A 15,294-nucleotide genomic window follows, 5' to 3' on the forward strand; every position below is an offset into this window, starting at 1 on the left:
GCACAGTATGCACGATAATGAAGTAAATCGTACCCCTAAATACAACAGGCTTAGCTTATGTCAGGGAAAAAAGAGCCGCTCACCAATCCATTAACGATAATACAGATGAACGATATACTCGCTTTTTCGCTTAGTGATAACCGCGTAAGGATGCAACGCTAATTATGGCTCAATCACATTTATTGGCTGAAAGAATTTCACGACTTAGCCAGGCTCTGGAAAAAGGATTGTTTGAACGAAGCCACGCGGTGCGCCTCTGCCTGTTGGCAGCACTGAGTGGTGAAAGTGTTTTCTTACTTGGCCCCCCAGGGATCGCCAAGAGTTTGATTGCGCGCCGTTTGAAGTTTGCTTTCCAGCATGCGCGTGCCTTCGAATATCTGATGACACGCTTCTCCACGCCTGAAGAAGTATTTGGGCCATTATCCATTCAGGCTTTAAAAGATGAAGGCCGTTACGAGCGTCTGACGGCGGGTTATCTGCCAGAAGCTGAAATCGTCTTTCTTGATGAAATCTGGAAAGCGGGCCCTGCCATTCTGAATACTTTGCTAACCGCCATAAACGAACGTCGTTTTCGCAATGGTGCGAGTGAAGAAAAAATCCCAATGCGTTTGCTGGTGGCCGCCTCCAACGAACTGCCGGAAGCAGACAGCAGCCTGGAAGCTTTGTATGACCGTATGCTGATTCGCCTGTGGCTCGACAAAGTGCAGGATAAAGGTAATTTCCGCTCGATGCTCACCAGTCAACATGATGAAAATGGCAATCCTGTACCAGAAAACCTGCAAATCACAGACGACGAGTATTTCAAATGGCAGCAGGAAATTGGCACCGTTTTGCTACCTGATAACGTCTTTGAACTGATATTCACCTTACGTCAGCAACTCGAAAACGCTGCGGGTGCGCCTTATGTTTCGGACCGACGCTGGAAGAAAGCCATTCGCCTGCTGCAAGCCAGTGCCTTCTTTTGTGGCCGGAACGCCGTCGCTCCGATTGATTTGATCTTGCTTAAAGATTGTCTGTGGCATGACACTGCCGCGATGAATCTGATGCAACAACAGATTGAAATATTGATGACCGGACACGCATGGCAACAGCATGCAATGCTTGGAAAATTGGGTGCCATCGTGCAGCGCCGCATTCAGTTGCAACAACAGCATAGCGACCGCGAAGCTATCAGCGTGACCAAACAGGGTGGAATGTTTACCCGTCGCCCGCAGTACAAATTGCCTGATGAGCTCGTCGGTGAAACGCTGACATTACTGCTTCAGCAGCCGCTGAAGCTGCACGACATCGAAGTTATCCACGTGTCGATAAGCCGCGAAGCTTGCGCACAATGGCTCTTAAAGGGAGGAGAACTGCGCGGCAAGCTTAACGGTATCGGTTTTGCACAGGTACTGAATATGGAAGTCGACTCCAGCCAACATCTGGTTCTGCGCGATGTCAGCCTGCAAGGCACGCGATTGGTGATGCCGGGTAAACAGCAACAAGGGATACCAGAGGAGATCAAACAGCAATTCGACTCCCTGGAAGCCATCCTCCACCAGCAACATGAACGTTTTAACGATCAGCAAAAATGTCTCTTTATACACAACGATTGGCTAGGAAAGATTGAAGCCAGTCTGCAAGATGTTGCAGAACAAATTAAACAGGCTCGGCACTAATGCTCAGCGTTGAGACGCTCGATCTCATCCTCGCGATTGGCGAGGGTGAATTAATAGAAGGGATTATTATCACGCTGCTGGCGGCGCCGCAGTTTGCCGTCTTTTTTGAGAAATTCCCGCGCCTGAAAAACGCGGTGGCCAAAGACATCCCGCGCTGGAGAGAGTTACTGAAGGCGCGCTTACATGACACAAACGTGCCGCAAGAATTGGCTCGCGAAGTATTGTGCTTTCAGGAAAGCCAGTTACTCACAACCAGCCAGTTATCCGCAAAACTTCCCGAAATTTTACTTCTGCTGAAAAGTGTCGATTCCCCTTTTTACGGGCAAGCACAAACGCTGGTGGCGGAAATGCCTCGCCTGACGCCAGCGCAACAAACGCTTTTTTTACAACGCTGGCGTTTGAGTCTGGTGGTGCAGACCACTTCGCTTAACCAACAATTGCTCGAAGAAGAACGTGATCAGTTGCTTGCTGAAGTGCAACAGCGCCTGGCATTAAGCGGCCAGCTTGAGCCGGTGCTGGTCGACAATGATAATGCTGCGGGACGGCTTTGGGATATGAGCGCCGGTTCGCTTAAACGCGGTGATTATCAGCTCATCGTCCAGTACGGTGATTTTCTTGCCAGCCAGCCGGAATTACTGAAGCTTGCAGAACAACTCGGTCGTTCCAAAGAGGCTAAATCAGTCCCGAAGAAAGATGCGCCGACTGAAACCTGGCGCATGCTGGTACGTGAGCCCGCCACGGTACCTGAACAGGTTGATGGGTTGCAGCGTAGCGATGACATCTTGCGTTTGCTGCCACCTGAATTAGCCACGCTGGGTATCACCGAACTGGAATACGAGTTCTACCGTCGGTTGGTGGAAAAACAACTGCTGACTTACCGATTACATGGCGATTCATGGCGCGAGAAAGTCGTCGAGCGTCCCGTGGTTCACCAGGATTTTGATGAACAACCACGCGGGCCATTTATTGTTTGTGTCGATACGTCTGGGTCAATGGGCGGCTTTAATGAACAATGCGCCAAAGCTTTTTGCCTGGCACTGATGCGCGTTGCGCTGGCAGATAACCGCCGCTGTTTCATCATGCTGTTTTCCAGCGAAGTGGTGCGCTACGAAGTGTGTGGTACGGACGGTATTGAGCAAGCGATCCGTTTTCTAAGCCAGCGTTTTCGTGGCGGCACTGATCTCGCCAGCTGTTTCAGGGCGATTGCAGAGAAAATGCAGGGTAGCGAATGGTTTGACGCTGATGCAGTGGTCATTTCCGACTTTATCGCCCAGCGTTTGCCTGACGACGTCGTGACGAAGGTGAAGGATCTACAACGTATTCATCAACATCGTTTCCACGCGGTGGCGATGTCGACACATGGCAAACCCGGCATCATGCGCATTTTCGATCATATCTGGCGCTTTGATACCGGGATGCGAAGCCGCCTGCTGCGTCGCTGGCGGCGTTAATCATTTACAGCAATGAGTCAACTTTAGCGTGAAGCTCAGCAGGCCACACGCCGCACTGAACCTGACCAATGTGCGGCTGTTGCAGCATCAGCATAACCAAACGAGACTGACCGATACCGCCGCCAATGGTTTGCGGCATTTCGCCTTTTAGCAGTGACTGATGCCATTCAAGTTGCAGACGATCGTCATCACCGGTAACGGCCAACTGGCGTTTTAGCGTCTCCGCGTCAACACGGATCCCCATTGAAGAAAGCTCAAATGCGTCTTCCAGAATAGGGTTCCACACCATAATGTCGCCGTTCAAACCTTTGAAATCACCCTGACTTGCCGTTGACCAGTCATCGTAATCCGGCGCACGAACATCATGACGTTTCCCGTCGGCCAGCTTACCGCCAATTCCAATCAGGAAAACAGCGCCCAGTTCTTTAGCAATTGCACGTTCACGGCCTTTGGCATCCAGGTCCGGGAAACGCTGCTGCAACTCTTCACTATGAACAAAATGGATTTGCTCAGGCAGGAAAGCGGTCAAACCGTACTGTTCGCTCACTGCGGCTTCCGTAGCTTTCATTGCAGCCCAGATGCTTTCTACAGTTTGCTTCAGCGTACCGAGATGACGTTCTCCTTCGCCCATTACGCGTTCCCAATCCCACTGATCGACATACACAGAGTGAATTGGCGTCAAACGGTCTTCATCGGGACGGAGGGCTTTCATGTGCGTGTAAAGCCCTTCGCCCGCGCTGAAGTCGTGCTGGCCGAGTGTTTTTCTTTTCCATTTGGCCAGCGAATGCACCACTTCAAACTGCGCGTCAGGCAAGGTTTTCACCTTAACCTGCACCGCTTTTTCGCAACCAGACAGATTGTCCTGAGTACCATCACCCACGCGGCTAAGAATCGGAGCCTGGACTTCCATCAGGCCCAGCTTTTCTTCAAGTTGACGGGAGAAATGGGATTTCACAAAACTAATCTGGCGTTGTTTAGCGATGTAGGCAGTTTTCATGGCTTTCTCTTTATTGTGTTGTTTTACTGACGATGATTAAGCAACAAACCGGGCATAACATTCAATAATCAACAATAAAAAAGCCTTACCTGTTTTTAATCGACTAATTTAAGGCTATAAAAGATGAACTATCGTTATTAATCATAGGAAAAAGTGATGGATAATTATCAGATCGACAATCTCGATCGCGGCATTCTTGACGCATTAATGGCAAATGCCCGTACCGCATATGCCGAACTGGCAAAACAGTTCGGTGTTAGCCCTGGCACTATTCATGTGCGCGTAGAGAAAATGAAGCAGGCAGGGATCATTACCGGTGCGCGGATTGACATCAGCCCTAAACAATTGGGCTACGACGTTTGCTGCTTTATCGGCATCATTTTAAAAAGTGCAAAAGATTACCCTTCAGCACTGGCCAAACTCGAAAGCCTGGAAGAAGTCACCGAGGCGTATTACACCACTGGCCACTACAGCATCTTTATTAAGGTGATGTGTCGATCGATAGACGCCCTTCAACAGGTACTTATCAACAAGATCCAAACAATTGATGAAATTCAGTCCACCGAAACGCTGATCTCCCTTCAGAACCCGATCATGCGTACCATCAAGCCCTGACAGCTATTTTTAATACCCATATTATCCACAGGTAGATCGCAGGCGTTACACAGCGTACAATGCCCATCGTTTCGAAAAGGTGGGATCGCAATGACAGAAGTTACGCTGATTAGCGGCAGTACCCTGGGCAGTGCCGAATATGTGGCTGAACATCTGGCTGAAAAGCTTGATGAAGCGGGTTTTACGACCCAGACGCTGCATGGGCCACTGTTTGAAGATCTTTCTGTCAGCGGGATTTGGCTGATTGTCTCCTCAACTCATGGTGCCGGAGATCTTCCTGATAATCTTCAGCCGCTCTTTGATGCAATAAATGAAGAACGTCCGGATCTGAGTGCGCTTCATTATGGTGCTGTCGGGATTGGTAGTCGTGAATACGACACATTTTGTGGTGCGATTGAAAAATTAGACACCCTTCTGACGGAATGTGGCGCTAAAAGAGTGGGCTCTTTATTGAAAGTGAACATCCTTGATCACGACATTCCTGAAGATCCAGCCGAAGTTTGGGTCGGATCATGGAAGAATTTACTCCAGGATTTGTAAAGATCTCACTTTTATCTGTGTATAAGTATGCTTAAAACCTTGGGTTAAGCAGTAGTTATCCCAATAACAACTCCTGTTCACTTTTTGAGTTGTGCATAAGTACCGCTTTTGATCCCAGCTTATACGTTGTGGGATCACCGGAAGTTCACAGCTAACGATCCTTCTTAATCAATTGATCTCTTTACCATAAAAACGGTTATCCACAGAACATGCCGATCCTAATAAGAGATCATAATAAAGAGATCTTTAAATAAAAAAGATCTTCTTTTAATTACTCAAGATCCCAGGACTTTCTCGAAAGGCTAAAGTTAAGTTAGAATCGCCAACCCCGGGAAACAGTCATTCCCCATTCGCAAAACCGTGAGGCAGTACCATGTTTTATCCAGATCCTTTTGACGTCATCATCATTGGCGGGGGTCATGCAGGCACCGAGGCTGCAATGGCCGCTGCACGGATGGGTCAACAAACCCTTCTTCTGACACACAATATCGACACGCTGGGACAAATGTCTTGTAACCCTGCGATCGGCGGTATTGGCAAGGGACATCTGGTTAAAGAAGTGGACGCACTGGGCGGTTTGATGGCAAAGGCTATCGATCATGCAGGCATCCAGTTTAGGATACTAAACGCCAGCAAAGGGCCTGCGGTACGGGCTACTCGTGCTCAAGCTGACCGTGTGCTGTATCGCCAGGCAGTTCGTACTGCACTGGAAAACCAGCCAAACCTGATGATCTTCCAGCAGGCGGTTGAAGATCTGATTGTCGAGAACGATCGCGTCGTGGGTGCTGTAACGCAAATGGGTCTTAAGTTCCGCGCTAAATCCGTGGTTCTGACCGTCGGGACGTTCCTGGATGGCAAAATTCATATCGGACTGGATAACTACAGCGGTGGCCGTGCAGGCGATCCACCATCCATTTCGCTTTCACGTCGTCTGCGTGAACTGCCACTTCGTGTCAGCCGCCTGAAAACAGGCACACCACCGCGCATCGACGCTCGCACCATAGATTTTAGTGTGCTTGCCCAGCAGCATGGCGATACCCCAATGCCGGTATTTTCGTTCATGGGGAACGTCAATCAACACCCTGCGCAAGTACCGTGCTACATCACGCACACCAACGAAAAAACGCATGACGTTATTCGTAATAACCTCGATCGCAGCCCGATGTATGCAGGCGTTATCGAAGGGATTGGACCGCGTTACTGCCCGTCCATCGAAGACAAAGTGATGCGTTTTGCTGACCGTAATCAGCACCAGATCTTCCTTGAGCCTGAAGGGCTGACCAGCAACGAAATTTATCCAAACGGCATCTCCACCAGCCTGCCGTTTGACGTACAAATGCAGATCGTCCGTTCGATGGAAGGCATGGAAAACGCGAAGATCGTGCGTCCAGGCTACGCCATTGAATACGACTTCTTCGATCCTCGTGATCTCAAGCCGACGCTGGAAAGCAAATATATCCAGGGTCTGTTCTTTGCGGGTCAAATTAACGGGACTACCGGTTACGAAGAAGCTGCTGCGCAAGGTTTGTTAGCAGGCCTCAATGCGGCACGCTTCTCAGCCGAGAAAGAGGGTTGGGCACCGGCTCGCTCTCAAGCTTATCTGGGCGTATTGGTCGACGATCTTTGCACCCTCGGTACCAAAGAACCGTACCGCATGTTTACCTCGCGCGCCGAATATCGTTTGATGCTGCGCGAAGATAATGCCGATCTGCGTTTAACCGCTGTTGGCCGCGAAATGGGACTGGTGGATGACGAACGCTGGGCACGCTTCAACGAAAAACTGGAAAGCATTGAGCTTGAGCGTCAACGTCTGAAAGACATCTGGCTGCACCCGCATTCTGAAAGCGTTGAAGAAGTGAACGCCAAACTGAGCGCACCACTGTCTCGTGAAGCAAATGGCGAAGATCTGCTGCGTAGGCCAGAAATGACCTATGCTGAGATGATGCAATTATCTGTTTTCGCTCCAGGCCTTGAAGATCCGCAATCTGCTGAGCAGGTAGAAATTCAGGTCAAATACGAAGGCTACATCGCTCGCCAACAAGAAGAGATTGAAAAACAACAACGTAACGAAAATACGTTGTTGCCTGCAACGCTTGATTATCGCCAGGTGAGTGGTCTTTCCAACGAAGTGATCGCGAAGCTGAACGATCATAAACCCGTCTCAATTGGACAGGCATCACGCATTTCAGGCGTCACTCCGGCAGCGATTTCGATCTTGCTTGTCTGGTTAAAGAAACAAGGTCTGCTACGCCGTAGCGCCTGATGAACATATTTCAGGGCCGGGATATCCTGGCCCTTTTTTTGATGGGTATACACCGCCGTGCTTAACAAACTGAATCGCCTGCTGGATAGTGCAGGCATTACGTTGCCAGAAAACCAGAAACAACAACTGATAGGTTATGTTGAACTGCTCCACAAGTGGAACAAAGCCTATAACCTGACCTCAGTACGTCATCCAGATGACATGCTGGTACGCCATATTCTCGATAGCATTGTTGTGGAACCGTATTTGCAGGGTTCGCGTTTTATCGATGTCGGAACGGGACCGGGCCTGCCGGGGATACCACTGGCAATTGTGCGTCCTGACTCGCATTTTACACTGCTGGATAGCCTGGGTAAGCGTGTACGCTTCCTGCGCCAGGTTCAGCATGAGCTGCATCTTGAAAACATCACGCCAGTGCAAAGTCGTGTGGAAGAGTTCCCTGCTGAACCCCCATTTGACGGCGTAATCAGCCGTGCTTTTGCGTCTATGACGGATATGGTGACCTGGTGCAAGCATCTTCCCGCTGAGAACGGCCGCTTCTATGCCCTCAAGGGGTTACGCCCTGATGATGAAATTGCAACCTTGCCTGAAAACTTTAGCGTCGAAGAAGTGGTTCGTTTGCAGGTTCCGGAGCTTGATGGTGAACGACATTTGGTGATGATTAAGGCAAACAAAACTTAATATTTATCAAAAAAAAGCGAAAAATGATTGTTTCGCGAAAGTTAAAAATACAAAGGAAAATGGCTGACATTCCTGGTTACATTTAACGATATTGCAACTTGTGTGTACCGGGTTTTTAACTCGCCAGGTAATATTGATTTTTAAAATGATCAACATTGAAAATATAACCTTGCTAATTAATGTGTGAATTTTTTACCTGGCTCGATGTTAAAAGTTTAATAAAAATGTCAATGAAATGTTTTTGCAGTGTTTCAAGGTGTTTTAAATAGAGTAGACAGTAATCAGCTTATTTATCAGACATCTGTGTTTCGCACTTTAAGAGGCAGACAAATGTACAACGCCTATGAGATGTTTGAATTGTGATCTGGTGCACGCTTTATTCGGCGGGTATTTCGGTTATTTGCCGTTTTCAGGAAAATAACCAGCATTCAGTAAAAGTTGAAAAATAACGGTACCGGAAAATATTTAAACTTTTGTTCACCTTTTTGCTACTTATTGTTTGAAATCACGGGGCCGCACCGTATAATTTGCTCGCTTTTTGAGGCTTGACTCGGAGTCGTAAAGGAAGTTTTATACGACACGCGACATACCCCGAAGGGAGCAGGAGTTAGGATACGCCATGTCTATGTCGCTATTGAGTAGAAACATTGCTCGTAAGCTTCTGTTCCTTCAGCTTCTAGCAGTGATAGCAATTGGATTGCTGTTTTGCCTCAAAGACCCCGCGTGGGGTGCTTCTGCTTTCGGCGGAGGCCTGGCAGCCTGGTTGCCAAATGCAGTATTTATGAATTTCGCCTGGCGTCACCAGGTGCATACACCGTCTAAAGGCCGTTTGGCCTGGACCTTTGCTATCGGCGAAGTGTTAAAGGTGATTGCGAGCTTTACCATACTGGTGGTGGCGTTAGCTGGTTTTAAGGCGGTATTGTTGCCGCTTATTGTGACGTGGGTTTCGGTGCTGGTTGTGCAGATACTCGCACCAGCTGTAATTAACAACAAAGGGTAAGAGGCATCATGTCTGCAGGAGAAATCTCTACACCGCAGGAGTATATAGGCCACCATCTGAATAACCTTCAGCTGGACCTGCGTACTTTCTCGCTGGTGGATCCGCATAACCCCCCAGCCACCTTCTGGACGCTCAATATTGACTCCATGTTTTTCTCAGTGGCCCTGGGTCTCTTGTTCCTGGTTATCTTCCGCAAGGTTGCAAAACATGCGACCAGTGGCGTACCAGGGAAACTTCAGACAGCAGTTGAGTTGGTCATCGGCTTTGTCAATGGCAGTGTCAAAGACATGTACCATGGCAAAAGCAAGGTTATTGCACCACTTGCCCTGACCGTGTTTATCTGGGTATTCCTGATGAACCTGATGGACCTGCTGCCAATTGACTTCTTGCCATATATTGGCGAGCACATCTTTGGCCTGCCAGCCCTTCGTGTGGTGCCGTCTGCGGACGTGAACATCACCCTGTCCATGGCGCTTGGCGTGTTTATCCTGATTCTTTTCTACAGCATCAAAATGAAAGGCATTGGCGGCTTCACGAAAGAGCTGACGCTGCAGCCGTTCAATCACTGGGCATTTATACCGTTCAACTTAATCCTTGAAGGTGTAAGCCTGCTGTCCAAGCCGATCTCACTTGGTCTGCGACTGTTCGGCAACATGTATGCCGGTGAATTGATTTTCATTCTGATTGCTGGTCTGTTGCCGTGGTGGTCACAGTGGATTCTGAGTGTGCCTTGGGCCATTTTCCACATCCTGATCATTACGCTGCAAGCCTTCATTTTCATGGTTCTGACGATTGTCTATCTGTCGATGGCATCTGAAGAGCATTGATTTTACTTACCACTACTGCGTTTTAACTGAAACAAACTGGAGACTGTCATGGAAAACCTGAATATGGATCTGCTGTACATGGCTGCCGCTGTGATGATGGGTCTGGCGGCAATCGGTGCTGCGATCGGTATCGGCATCCTCGGGGGAAAATTCCTGGAAGGCGCAGCGCGTCAACCTGATCTGATTCCTTTGCTGCGTACTCAGTTCTTTATCGTTATGGGTCTGGTGGATGCTATCCCGATGATCGCTGTTGGTCTGGGTCTGTACGTGATGTTCGCCGTCGCGTAGTAAGCATTGCTTAATATACCAAGCAATATCAGAACGTTAACTAACAAAGAGGCATTGTGCTGTGAATCTTAACGCAACAATCCTCGGCCAGGCCATCGCGTTTGTCCTGTTTGTTCTGTTCTGCATGAAGTATGTATGGCCGCCATTAATGGCAGCCATCGAGAAGCGTCAACAAGAAATTGCTGACGGTCTCTCTTCTGCAGAACGTGCCAAAAAGGACCTTGACCTTGCACAGGCCAACGCGACCGACCAGCTGAAAAAAGCCAAAGCGGAAGCTCAGGTGATTATCGAGCAAGCGAACAAACGCCGCTCACAGATCCTTGAAGAAGCTAAAACCGAGGCAGAGCAGGAACGTGACAAAATCGTTGCACAGGCTCAGGCAGAAATCGACGCAGAGCGTAAACGCGCTCGTGAAGAACTGCGTAAGCAAGTGGCTCTGCTGGCGATTGCCGGTGCCGAGAAGATAATCGAACGTTCCGTGGATGAAGCTGCTAACAGCGACATCGTTGATAAACTGGTCGCTGAACTGTAAGGAGGGAGGGGCTGATGTCTGAATTTGTAACTGTAGCTCGCCCCTACGCCAAAGCAGCTTTTGACTTTGCCGTCGAACACCAGAGCGTTGATAACTGGCAGTCTATGCTAAGTTTCGCCGCCGAGGTGTCTAAAAACGAACAAATGGCAGAGCTACTCTCCGGCGCTTTTGCTCCGGAAACGCTCTCTCAGTCGTTTATCTCTATTTGTGGTGACCAGTTAGACGCCAATGGCCAGAACCTGATTAAGGTAATGGCTGAAAACGGTCGTTTGAAGGTTCTCCCTGATGTTCTTGAGCAATTCGTTCAACTGCGTGCAGCCCAAGAGGCTACAGTTGAAGTCGAAGTGACTTCTGCTAGCGCGTTAAACGAAGCCCAGCTTTCGAAAATCAGCGCCGCGATGGAAAAACGTCTGTCACGCAAAGTTAAGCTGAATTGCAAAATTGATAAGTCTGTAATGGCAGGTGTCATCATCCGTGCGGGTGATATGGTCATTGATGGTAGCGTACGCGGCCGTCTTGATCGCCTGACAGACGTCTTGCAGTCTTAAGGGGACTGGAGCATGCAACTGAATTCCACCGAAATCAGCGAACTGATCAAGCAGCGCATTGCTCAGTTCAGTGTTGTGAGCGAAGCTCACAACGAAGGTACAATTGTTTCTGTAAGTGACGGTATCATCCGCGTACACGGCCTGGCCGATGTCATGCAGGGTGAGATGATTTCCCTGCCGGGAAACCGTTACGCCATTGCACTGAACCTGGAGCGCGACTCTGTTGGTGCAGTAGTAATGGGTCCGTACGCTGACCTTGCCGAAGGCATGAAAGTTAAGTGTACTGGCCGTATTCTTGAAGTACCAGTTGGCCGTGGCCTGCTGGGCCGCGTGGTGAACACCCTGGGTGCACCAATCGACGGTAAAGGTCCTTTGGACCACGACGGCTTTGCTGCTGTTGAAGCGATTGCTCCGGGCGTAATCGAACGTCAATCCGTAGACCAGCCGGTTCAGACCGGTTATAAGTCGGTTGATGCCATGATTCCAATCGGCCGTGGTCAGCGTGAGCTGGTCATCGGTGACCGTCAGACCGGTAAAACCGCGCTGGCGATCGATGCCATCATCAACCAACGTGATTCCGGCATCAAATGTATCTACGTTGCAATCGGCCAGAAAGCATCCACTATTTCTAACGTGGTTCGTAAACTGGAAGAACACGGCGCATTGGCTAACACCATCGTGGTTGTTGCTACTGCTTCTGAATCCGCTGCACTGCAATATCTGGCTCCGTATGCTGGTTGCGCAATGGGTGAATACTTCCGTGACCGCGGTGAAGATGCGCTGATCGTATACGATGACCTGTCTAAACAGGCTGTTGCATACCGCCAGATCTCCCTGCTGCTTCGTCGTCCACCAGGTCGTGAAGCATTCCCAGGCGACGTATTTTACCTCCACTCCCGTCTGCTGGAACGTGCTGCGCGTGTAAACGCCGACTACGTTGAAGCATTCACCAAAGGTGAAGTGAAAGGTAAAACCGGTTCCCTGACTGCTCTGCCGATTATCGAAACTCAAGCGGGTGACGTTTCTGCGTTCGTTCCGACCAACGTAATTTCTATTACAGATGGTCAGATCTTCCTGGAATCTAACCTGTTTAACTCCGGTATTCGTCCTGCGGTAAACCCGGGTATCTCCGTATCTCGTGTTGGTGGTGCTGCTCAGACCAAGATCATGAAAAAACTGTCCGGTGGTATTCGTACCGCTCTGGCACAGTATCGTGAACTGGCTGCGTTCTCTCAGTTTGCATCTGACCTTGACGACGCGACCCGTAAGCAGTTGAGCCACGGTCAAAAAGTGACCGAGCTTCTGAAACAGAAACAATATGCGCCGATGTCTGTTGCGCAGCAGTCTCTGGTTCTGTTCGCTGCTGAACGTGGTTACCTCGAAGATGTGGAACTGGCTAAAATCGGTAGTTTCGAAGCCGCTCTGCTGGCTTACGTTGACCGTGACCATGCTCCACTGATGCAAGAAATCAACCAATCTGGTGGCTATAACGACGAAATCGAAGGCAAGCTGAAAGGCATCCTCGATTCCTTCAAAGCAACTCAGTCCTGGTAAAGTCTGGCGGCTTGTCTTAGGGCAAGCCGCAAGGCATTGAGGAGAAGCTCATGGCCGGCGCAAAAGAGATACGTAGTAAGATCGCAAGCGTCCAGAACACGCAGAAGATCACCAAAGCAATGGAAATGGTCGCCGCGTCCAAAATGCGTAAATCGCAGGAACGCATGGCAGCCAGCCGTCCTTACGCAACAACTATGCGTAAAGTGATTGGTCACCTTGCTCTGGGAAATCTTGAATACAAACACCCTTACCTGGATGAACGCGAAGTTAAACGCGTGGGCTACCTGGTGGTGTCCACTGACCGTGGTCTGTGTGGTGGCTTGAACACTAACATGTTCAAAAAGCTGCTGGCTGACATGAAAGGATGGTCTGATAAAGGCGTTCAAAGCGAAATCGCAATGATCGGCTCCAAAGGCGTCTCTTTCTTCAACTCTGTAGGCGGCAATATTGTTGCTCAGGTGACGGGTATGGGTGATAACCCTTCCCTGTCCGAGTTGATTGGCCCGGTGAAAGTGATGTTGCAGGCCTACGATGAAGGCCGTCTGGACAAGCTGTATGTTGTCAGCAACAAATTTATTAACACAATGTCTCAGGTTCCTACTATCACCCAACTGCTGCCGTTACCGCCAGCAGAAGACGGCGAATTGAAAAAGAAATCCTGGGATTATCTGTATGAACCTGATCCTAAAGCGCTGCTGGATACCTTGTTGCGCCGTTATGTGGAATCTCAGGTTTATCAGGGCGTCGTAGAAAACCTGGCCAGCGAACAGGCCGCGCGAATGGTTGCGATGAAAGCCGCTACCGACAACGGCGGCGACCTGATTAAAGAGCTGCAGTTGGTATACAACAAAGCTCGTCAGGCCAGCATTACTCAGGAACTCACCGAAATCGTCGGTGGCGCGTCCGCGGTATAACCAGGTTTACGAATTACGTAGAGGATTCAAGATGGCTACTGGAAAGATTATCCAGGTAATCGGCGCCGTAGTGGACGTCGAATTCCCTCAGGATGCCGTACCAAAAGTGTACGACGCCCTCGAGGTTACAAATGGTAAAGACCGTCTGGTGCTGGAAGTTCAGCAACAGCTGGGTGGTGGCGTAGTTCGTACTATCGCCATGGGTACTTCTGACGGCCTGCGTCGCGGTCTGGAAGTTGCTAACCTCGATCACCCAATTGAAGTGCCGGTAGGTAAAGCTACCCTGGGCCGTATCATGAACGTCCTGGGCGAGCCTATCGACATGAAAGGCGACATCGGCGAAGAAGAACGTTGGGCTATTCACCGTCCAGCGCCAAGCTACGAAGAGCTGTCAAGCTCTCAAGACTTGCTGGAAACCGGCATCAAAGTAATGGACCTGATTTGTCCGTTTGCTAAGGGCGGTAAAGTAGGTCTGTTCGGCGGTGCGGGTGTGGGTAAAACTGTAAACATGATGGAGCTGATTCGTAACATTGCGATCGAGCACTCCGGTTACTCTGTGTTTGCAGGCGTGGGTGAGCGTACTCGTGAGGGTAACGACTTCTACCACGAAATGACCGACTCCAACGTTCTGGACAAAGTATCACTGGTTTATGGCCAGATGAACGAGCCACCAGGCAACCGTCTGCGCGTTGCACTGACCGGCCTGACCATGGCTGAGAAGTTCCGTGACGAAGGTCGTGACGTTCTGCTGTTCGTTGATAACATTTACCGTTATACCCTGGCCGGTACAGAAGTATCTGCACTGCTGGGTCGTATGCCATCTGCGGTAGGTTACCAGCCAACTCTGGCAGAAGAGATGGGTGTTTTGCAGGAGCGTATTACCTCCACCAAAACTGGCTCTATCACTTCTGTTCAAGCGGTATACGTACCTGCGGATGACTTGACTGACCCATCACCAGCAACCACCTTTGCTCACTTGGATGCAACCGTGGTACTGAGCCGTCAGATCGCATCTCTGGGTATCTACCCTGCGGTAGATCCACTGGATTCCACCAGCCGTCAGTTAGATCCACTGGTTGTTGGTCAGGAACACTACGACACCGCGCGTGGCGTGCAGTCTATCCTGCAACGTTACCAGGAACTGAAAGACATCATCGCCATTCTTGGTATGGATGAACTTTCTGAAGAAGATAAATTGGTTGTAGCACGTGCGCGTAAGATCCAGCGCTTCCTGTCTCAGCCATTCTTCGTAGCAGAAGTCTTTACCGGTTCTCCGGGCAAGTTCGTATCGCTGAAAGATACTATCCGTGGCTTTAAAGGCATCATGGACGGCGAATATGACCATCTGCCAGAGCAGGCGTTCTACATGGTTGGCACTATCGACGAAGCTGTTGAGAAAGCTAAAAAACTTTAACGCCTTAATCGG

General features: G+C 49.7%; 15 protein-coding genes. 14 read left to right on the top strand and 1 reads right to left on the bottom strand.

Annotated elements, in window-relative coordinates; all coding sequences use genetic code 11:
• Positions 1-164 precede the first annotated feature (164 nt).
• Both ravA and viaA read left to right on the top strand, forming a co-directional pair.
• Positions 165-1,658, top strand: a complete 1,494-nt coding sequence (gene ravA / locus RHD99_RS23765; protein ID WP_309877001.1) for an ATPase RavA — start codon at positions 165-167, stop codon at positions 1,656-1,658.
• Positions 1,658-3,109 (top strand): ATPase RavA stimulator ViaA, encoded by a 1,452-nt coding sequence (gene viaA, locus RHD99_RS23770; protein ID WP_309877003.1) that lies wholly within the window; start codon positions 1,658-1,660, stop codon positions 3,107-3,109. The genes ravA and viaA overlap by 1 nt, the downstream gene beginning before the upstream one ends.
• Positions 3,110-3,113: 4 nt before the next feature.
• On the opposite strand, the gene asnA is transcribed toward viaA, so the two are convergent.
• Positions 3,114-4,106 (bottom strand): aspartate--ammonia ligase, encoded by a 993-nt coding sequence (asnA, locus tag RHD99_RS23775; protein WP_183272010.1) that lies wholly within the window; start codon positions 4,104-4,106, stop codon positions 3,114-3,116.
• A 156-nt stretch (positions 4,107-4,262) separates the two neighbouring features.
• Between asnA and asnC the strand changes: the two genes are divergently transcribed.
• The 12 genes from asnC (at position 4,263) to atpD (ending at position 15,282) form a co-directional block, all read left to right on the top strand.
• A complete protein-coding gene (gene asnC, locus RHD99_RS23780; protein ID WP_034499887.1) occupies positions 4,263-4,721 on the top strand; it encodes a transcriptional regulator AsnC in 459 nt (152 codons plus the stop codon).
• 90 nt (positions 4,722-4,811) lie between these two features.
• A complete protein-coding gene (mioC, locus tag RHD99_RS23785; protein ID WP_183272011.1) occupies positions 4,812-5,261 on the top strand; it encodes an FMN-binding protein MioC in 450 nt (149 codons plus the stop codon).
• Between the two features lie 373 nt (positions 5,262-5,634).
• Positions 5,635-7,524: a tRNA uridine-5-carboxymethylaminomethyl(34) synthesis enzyme MnmG gene (gene mnmG / locus RHD99_RS23790; protein ID WP_270141800.1), complete on the top strand. Its 1,890-nt coding sequence runs from the start codon at positions 5,635-5,637 to the stop codon at positions 7,522-7,524.
• A 57-nt stretch (positions 7,525-7,581) separates the two neighbouring features.
• Positions 7,582-8,205 carry a 16S rRNA (guanine(527)-N(7))-methyltransferase RsmG gene (rsmG, locus tag RHD99_RS23795; protein ID WP_183272013.1) on the top strand — a complete coding sequence of 208 codons (624 nt, stop codon included), beginning with the start codon at positions 7,582-7,584 and terminating at the stop codon, positions 8,203-8,205.
• A 619-nt stretch (positions 8,206-8,824) separates the two neighbouring features.
• A complete protein-coding gene (gene atpI / locus RHD99_RS23800; protein WP_183272014.1) occupies positions 8,825-9,205 on the top strand; it encodes a F0F1 ATP synthase subunit I in 381 nt (126 codons plus the stop codon).
• An 8-nt stretch (positions 9,206-9,213) separates the two neighbouring features.
• A complete protein-coding gene (gene atpB, locus RHD99_RS23805; protein ID WP_183272015.1) occupies positions 9,214-10,032 on the top strand; it encodes a F0F1 ATP synthase subunit A in 819 nt (272 codons plus the stop codon).
• Between the two features lie 48 nt (positions 10,033-10,080).
• Entirely contained in the window at positions 10,081-10,320 is a 240-nt protein-coding gene (atpE, locus tag RHD99_RS23810) for a F0F1 ATP synthase subunit C (protein WP_000429386.1), read from the top strand.
• A 61-nt stretch (positions 10,321-10,381) separates the two neighbouring features.
• Complete coding sequence (gene atpF / locus RHD99_RS23815) at positions 10,382-10,852, top strand: F0F1 ATP synthase subunit B (protein WP_183272016.1); 471 nt, start codon at positions 10,382-10,384, stop codon at positions 10,850-10,852.
• Between the two features lie 14 nt (positions 10,853-10,866).
• A complete protein-coding gene (gene atpH / locus RHD99_RS23820; protein ID WP_183272017.1) occupies positions 10,867-11,400 on the top strand; it encodes a F0F1 ATP synthase subunit delta in 534 nt (177 codons plus the stop codon).
• A 12-nt stretch (positions 11,401-11,412) separates the two neighbouring features.
• Complete coding sequence (gene atpA / locus RHD99_RS23825; RefSeq protein ID WP_183272018.1) at positions 11,413-12,954, top strand: F0F1 ATP synthase subunit alpha; 1,542 nt, start codon at positions 11,413-11,415, stop codon at positions 12,952-12,954.
• Positions 12,955-13,004: 50 nt separating this feature from the next.
• Positions 13,005-13,868, top strand: coding sequence for a F0F1 ATP synthase subunit gamma (atpG, locus tag RHD99_RS23830; RefSeq protein WP_183272019.1), 864 nt, complete (start codon positions 13,005-13,007; stop codon positions 13,866-13,868).
• A gap of 31 nt (positions 13,869-13,899) precedes the next feature.
• The gene (gene atpD / locus RHD99_RS23835; protein WP_309877020.1) at positions 13,900-15,282 is read left to right on the top strand and encodes a F0F1 ATP synthase subunit beta; all 1,383 of its coding nucleotides are present in this window, start codon (positions 13,900-13,902) and stop codon (positions 15,280-15,282) included.
• Positions 15,283-15,294: the final 12 nt, after the last annotated feature.

This window comes from Buttiauxella selenatireducens (assembly GCF_031432975.1).
Lineage (GTDB): Bacteria > Pseudomonadota > Gammaproteobacteria > Enterobacterales > Enterobacteriaceae > Buttiauxella > Buttiauxella selenatireducens.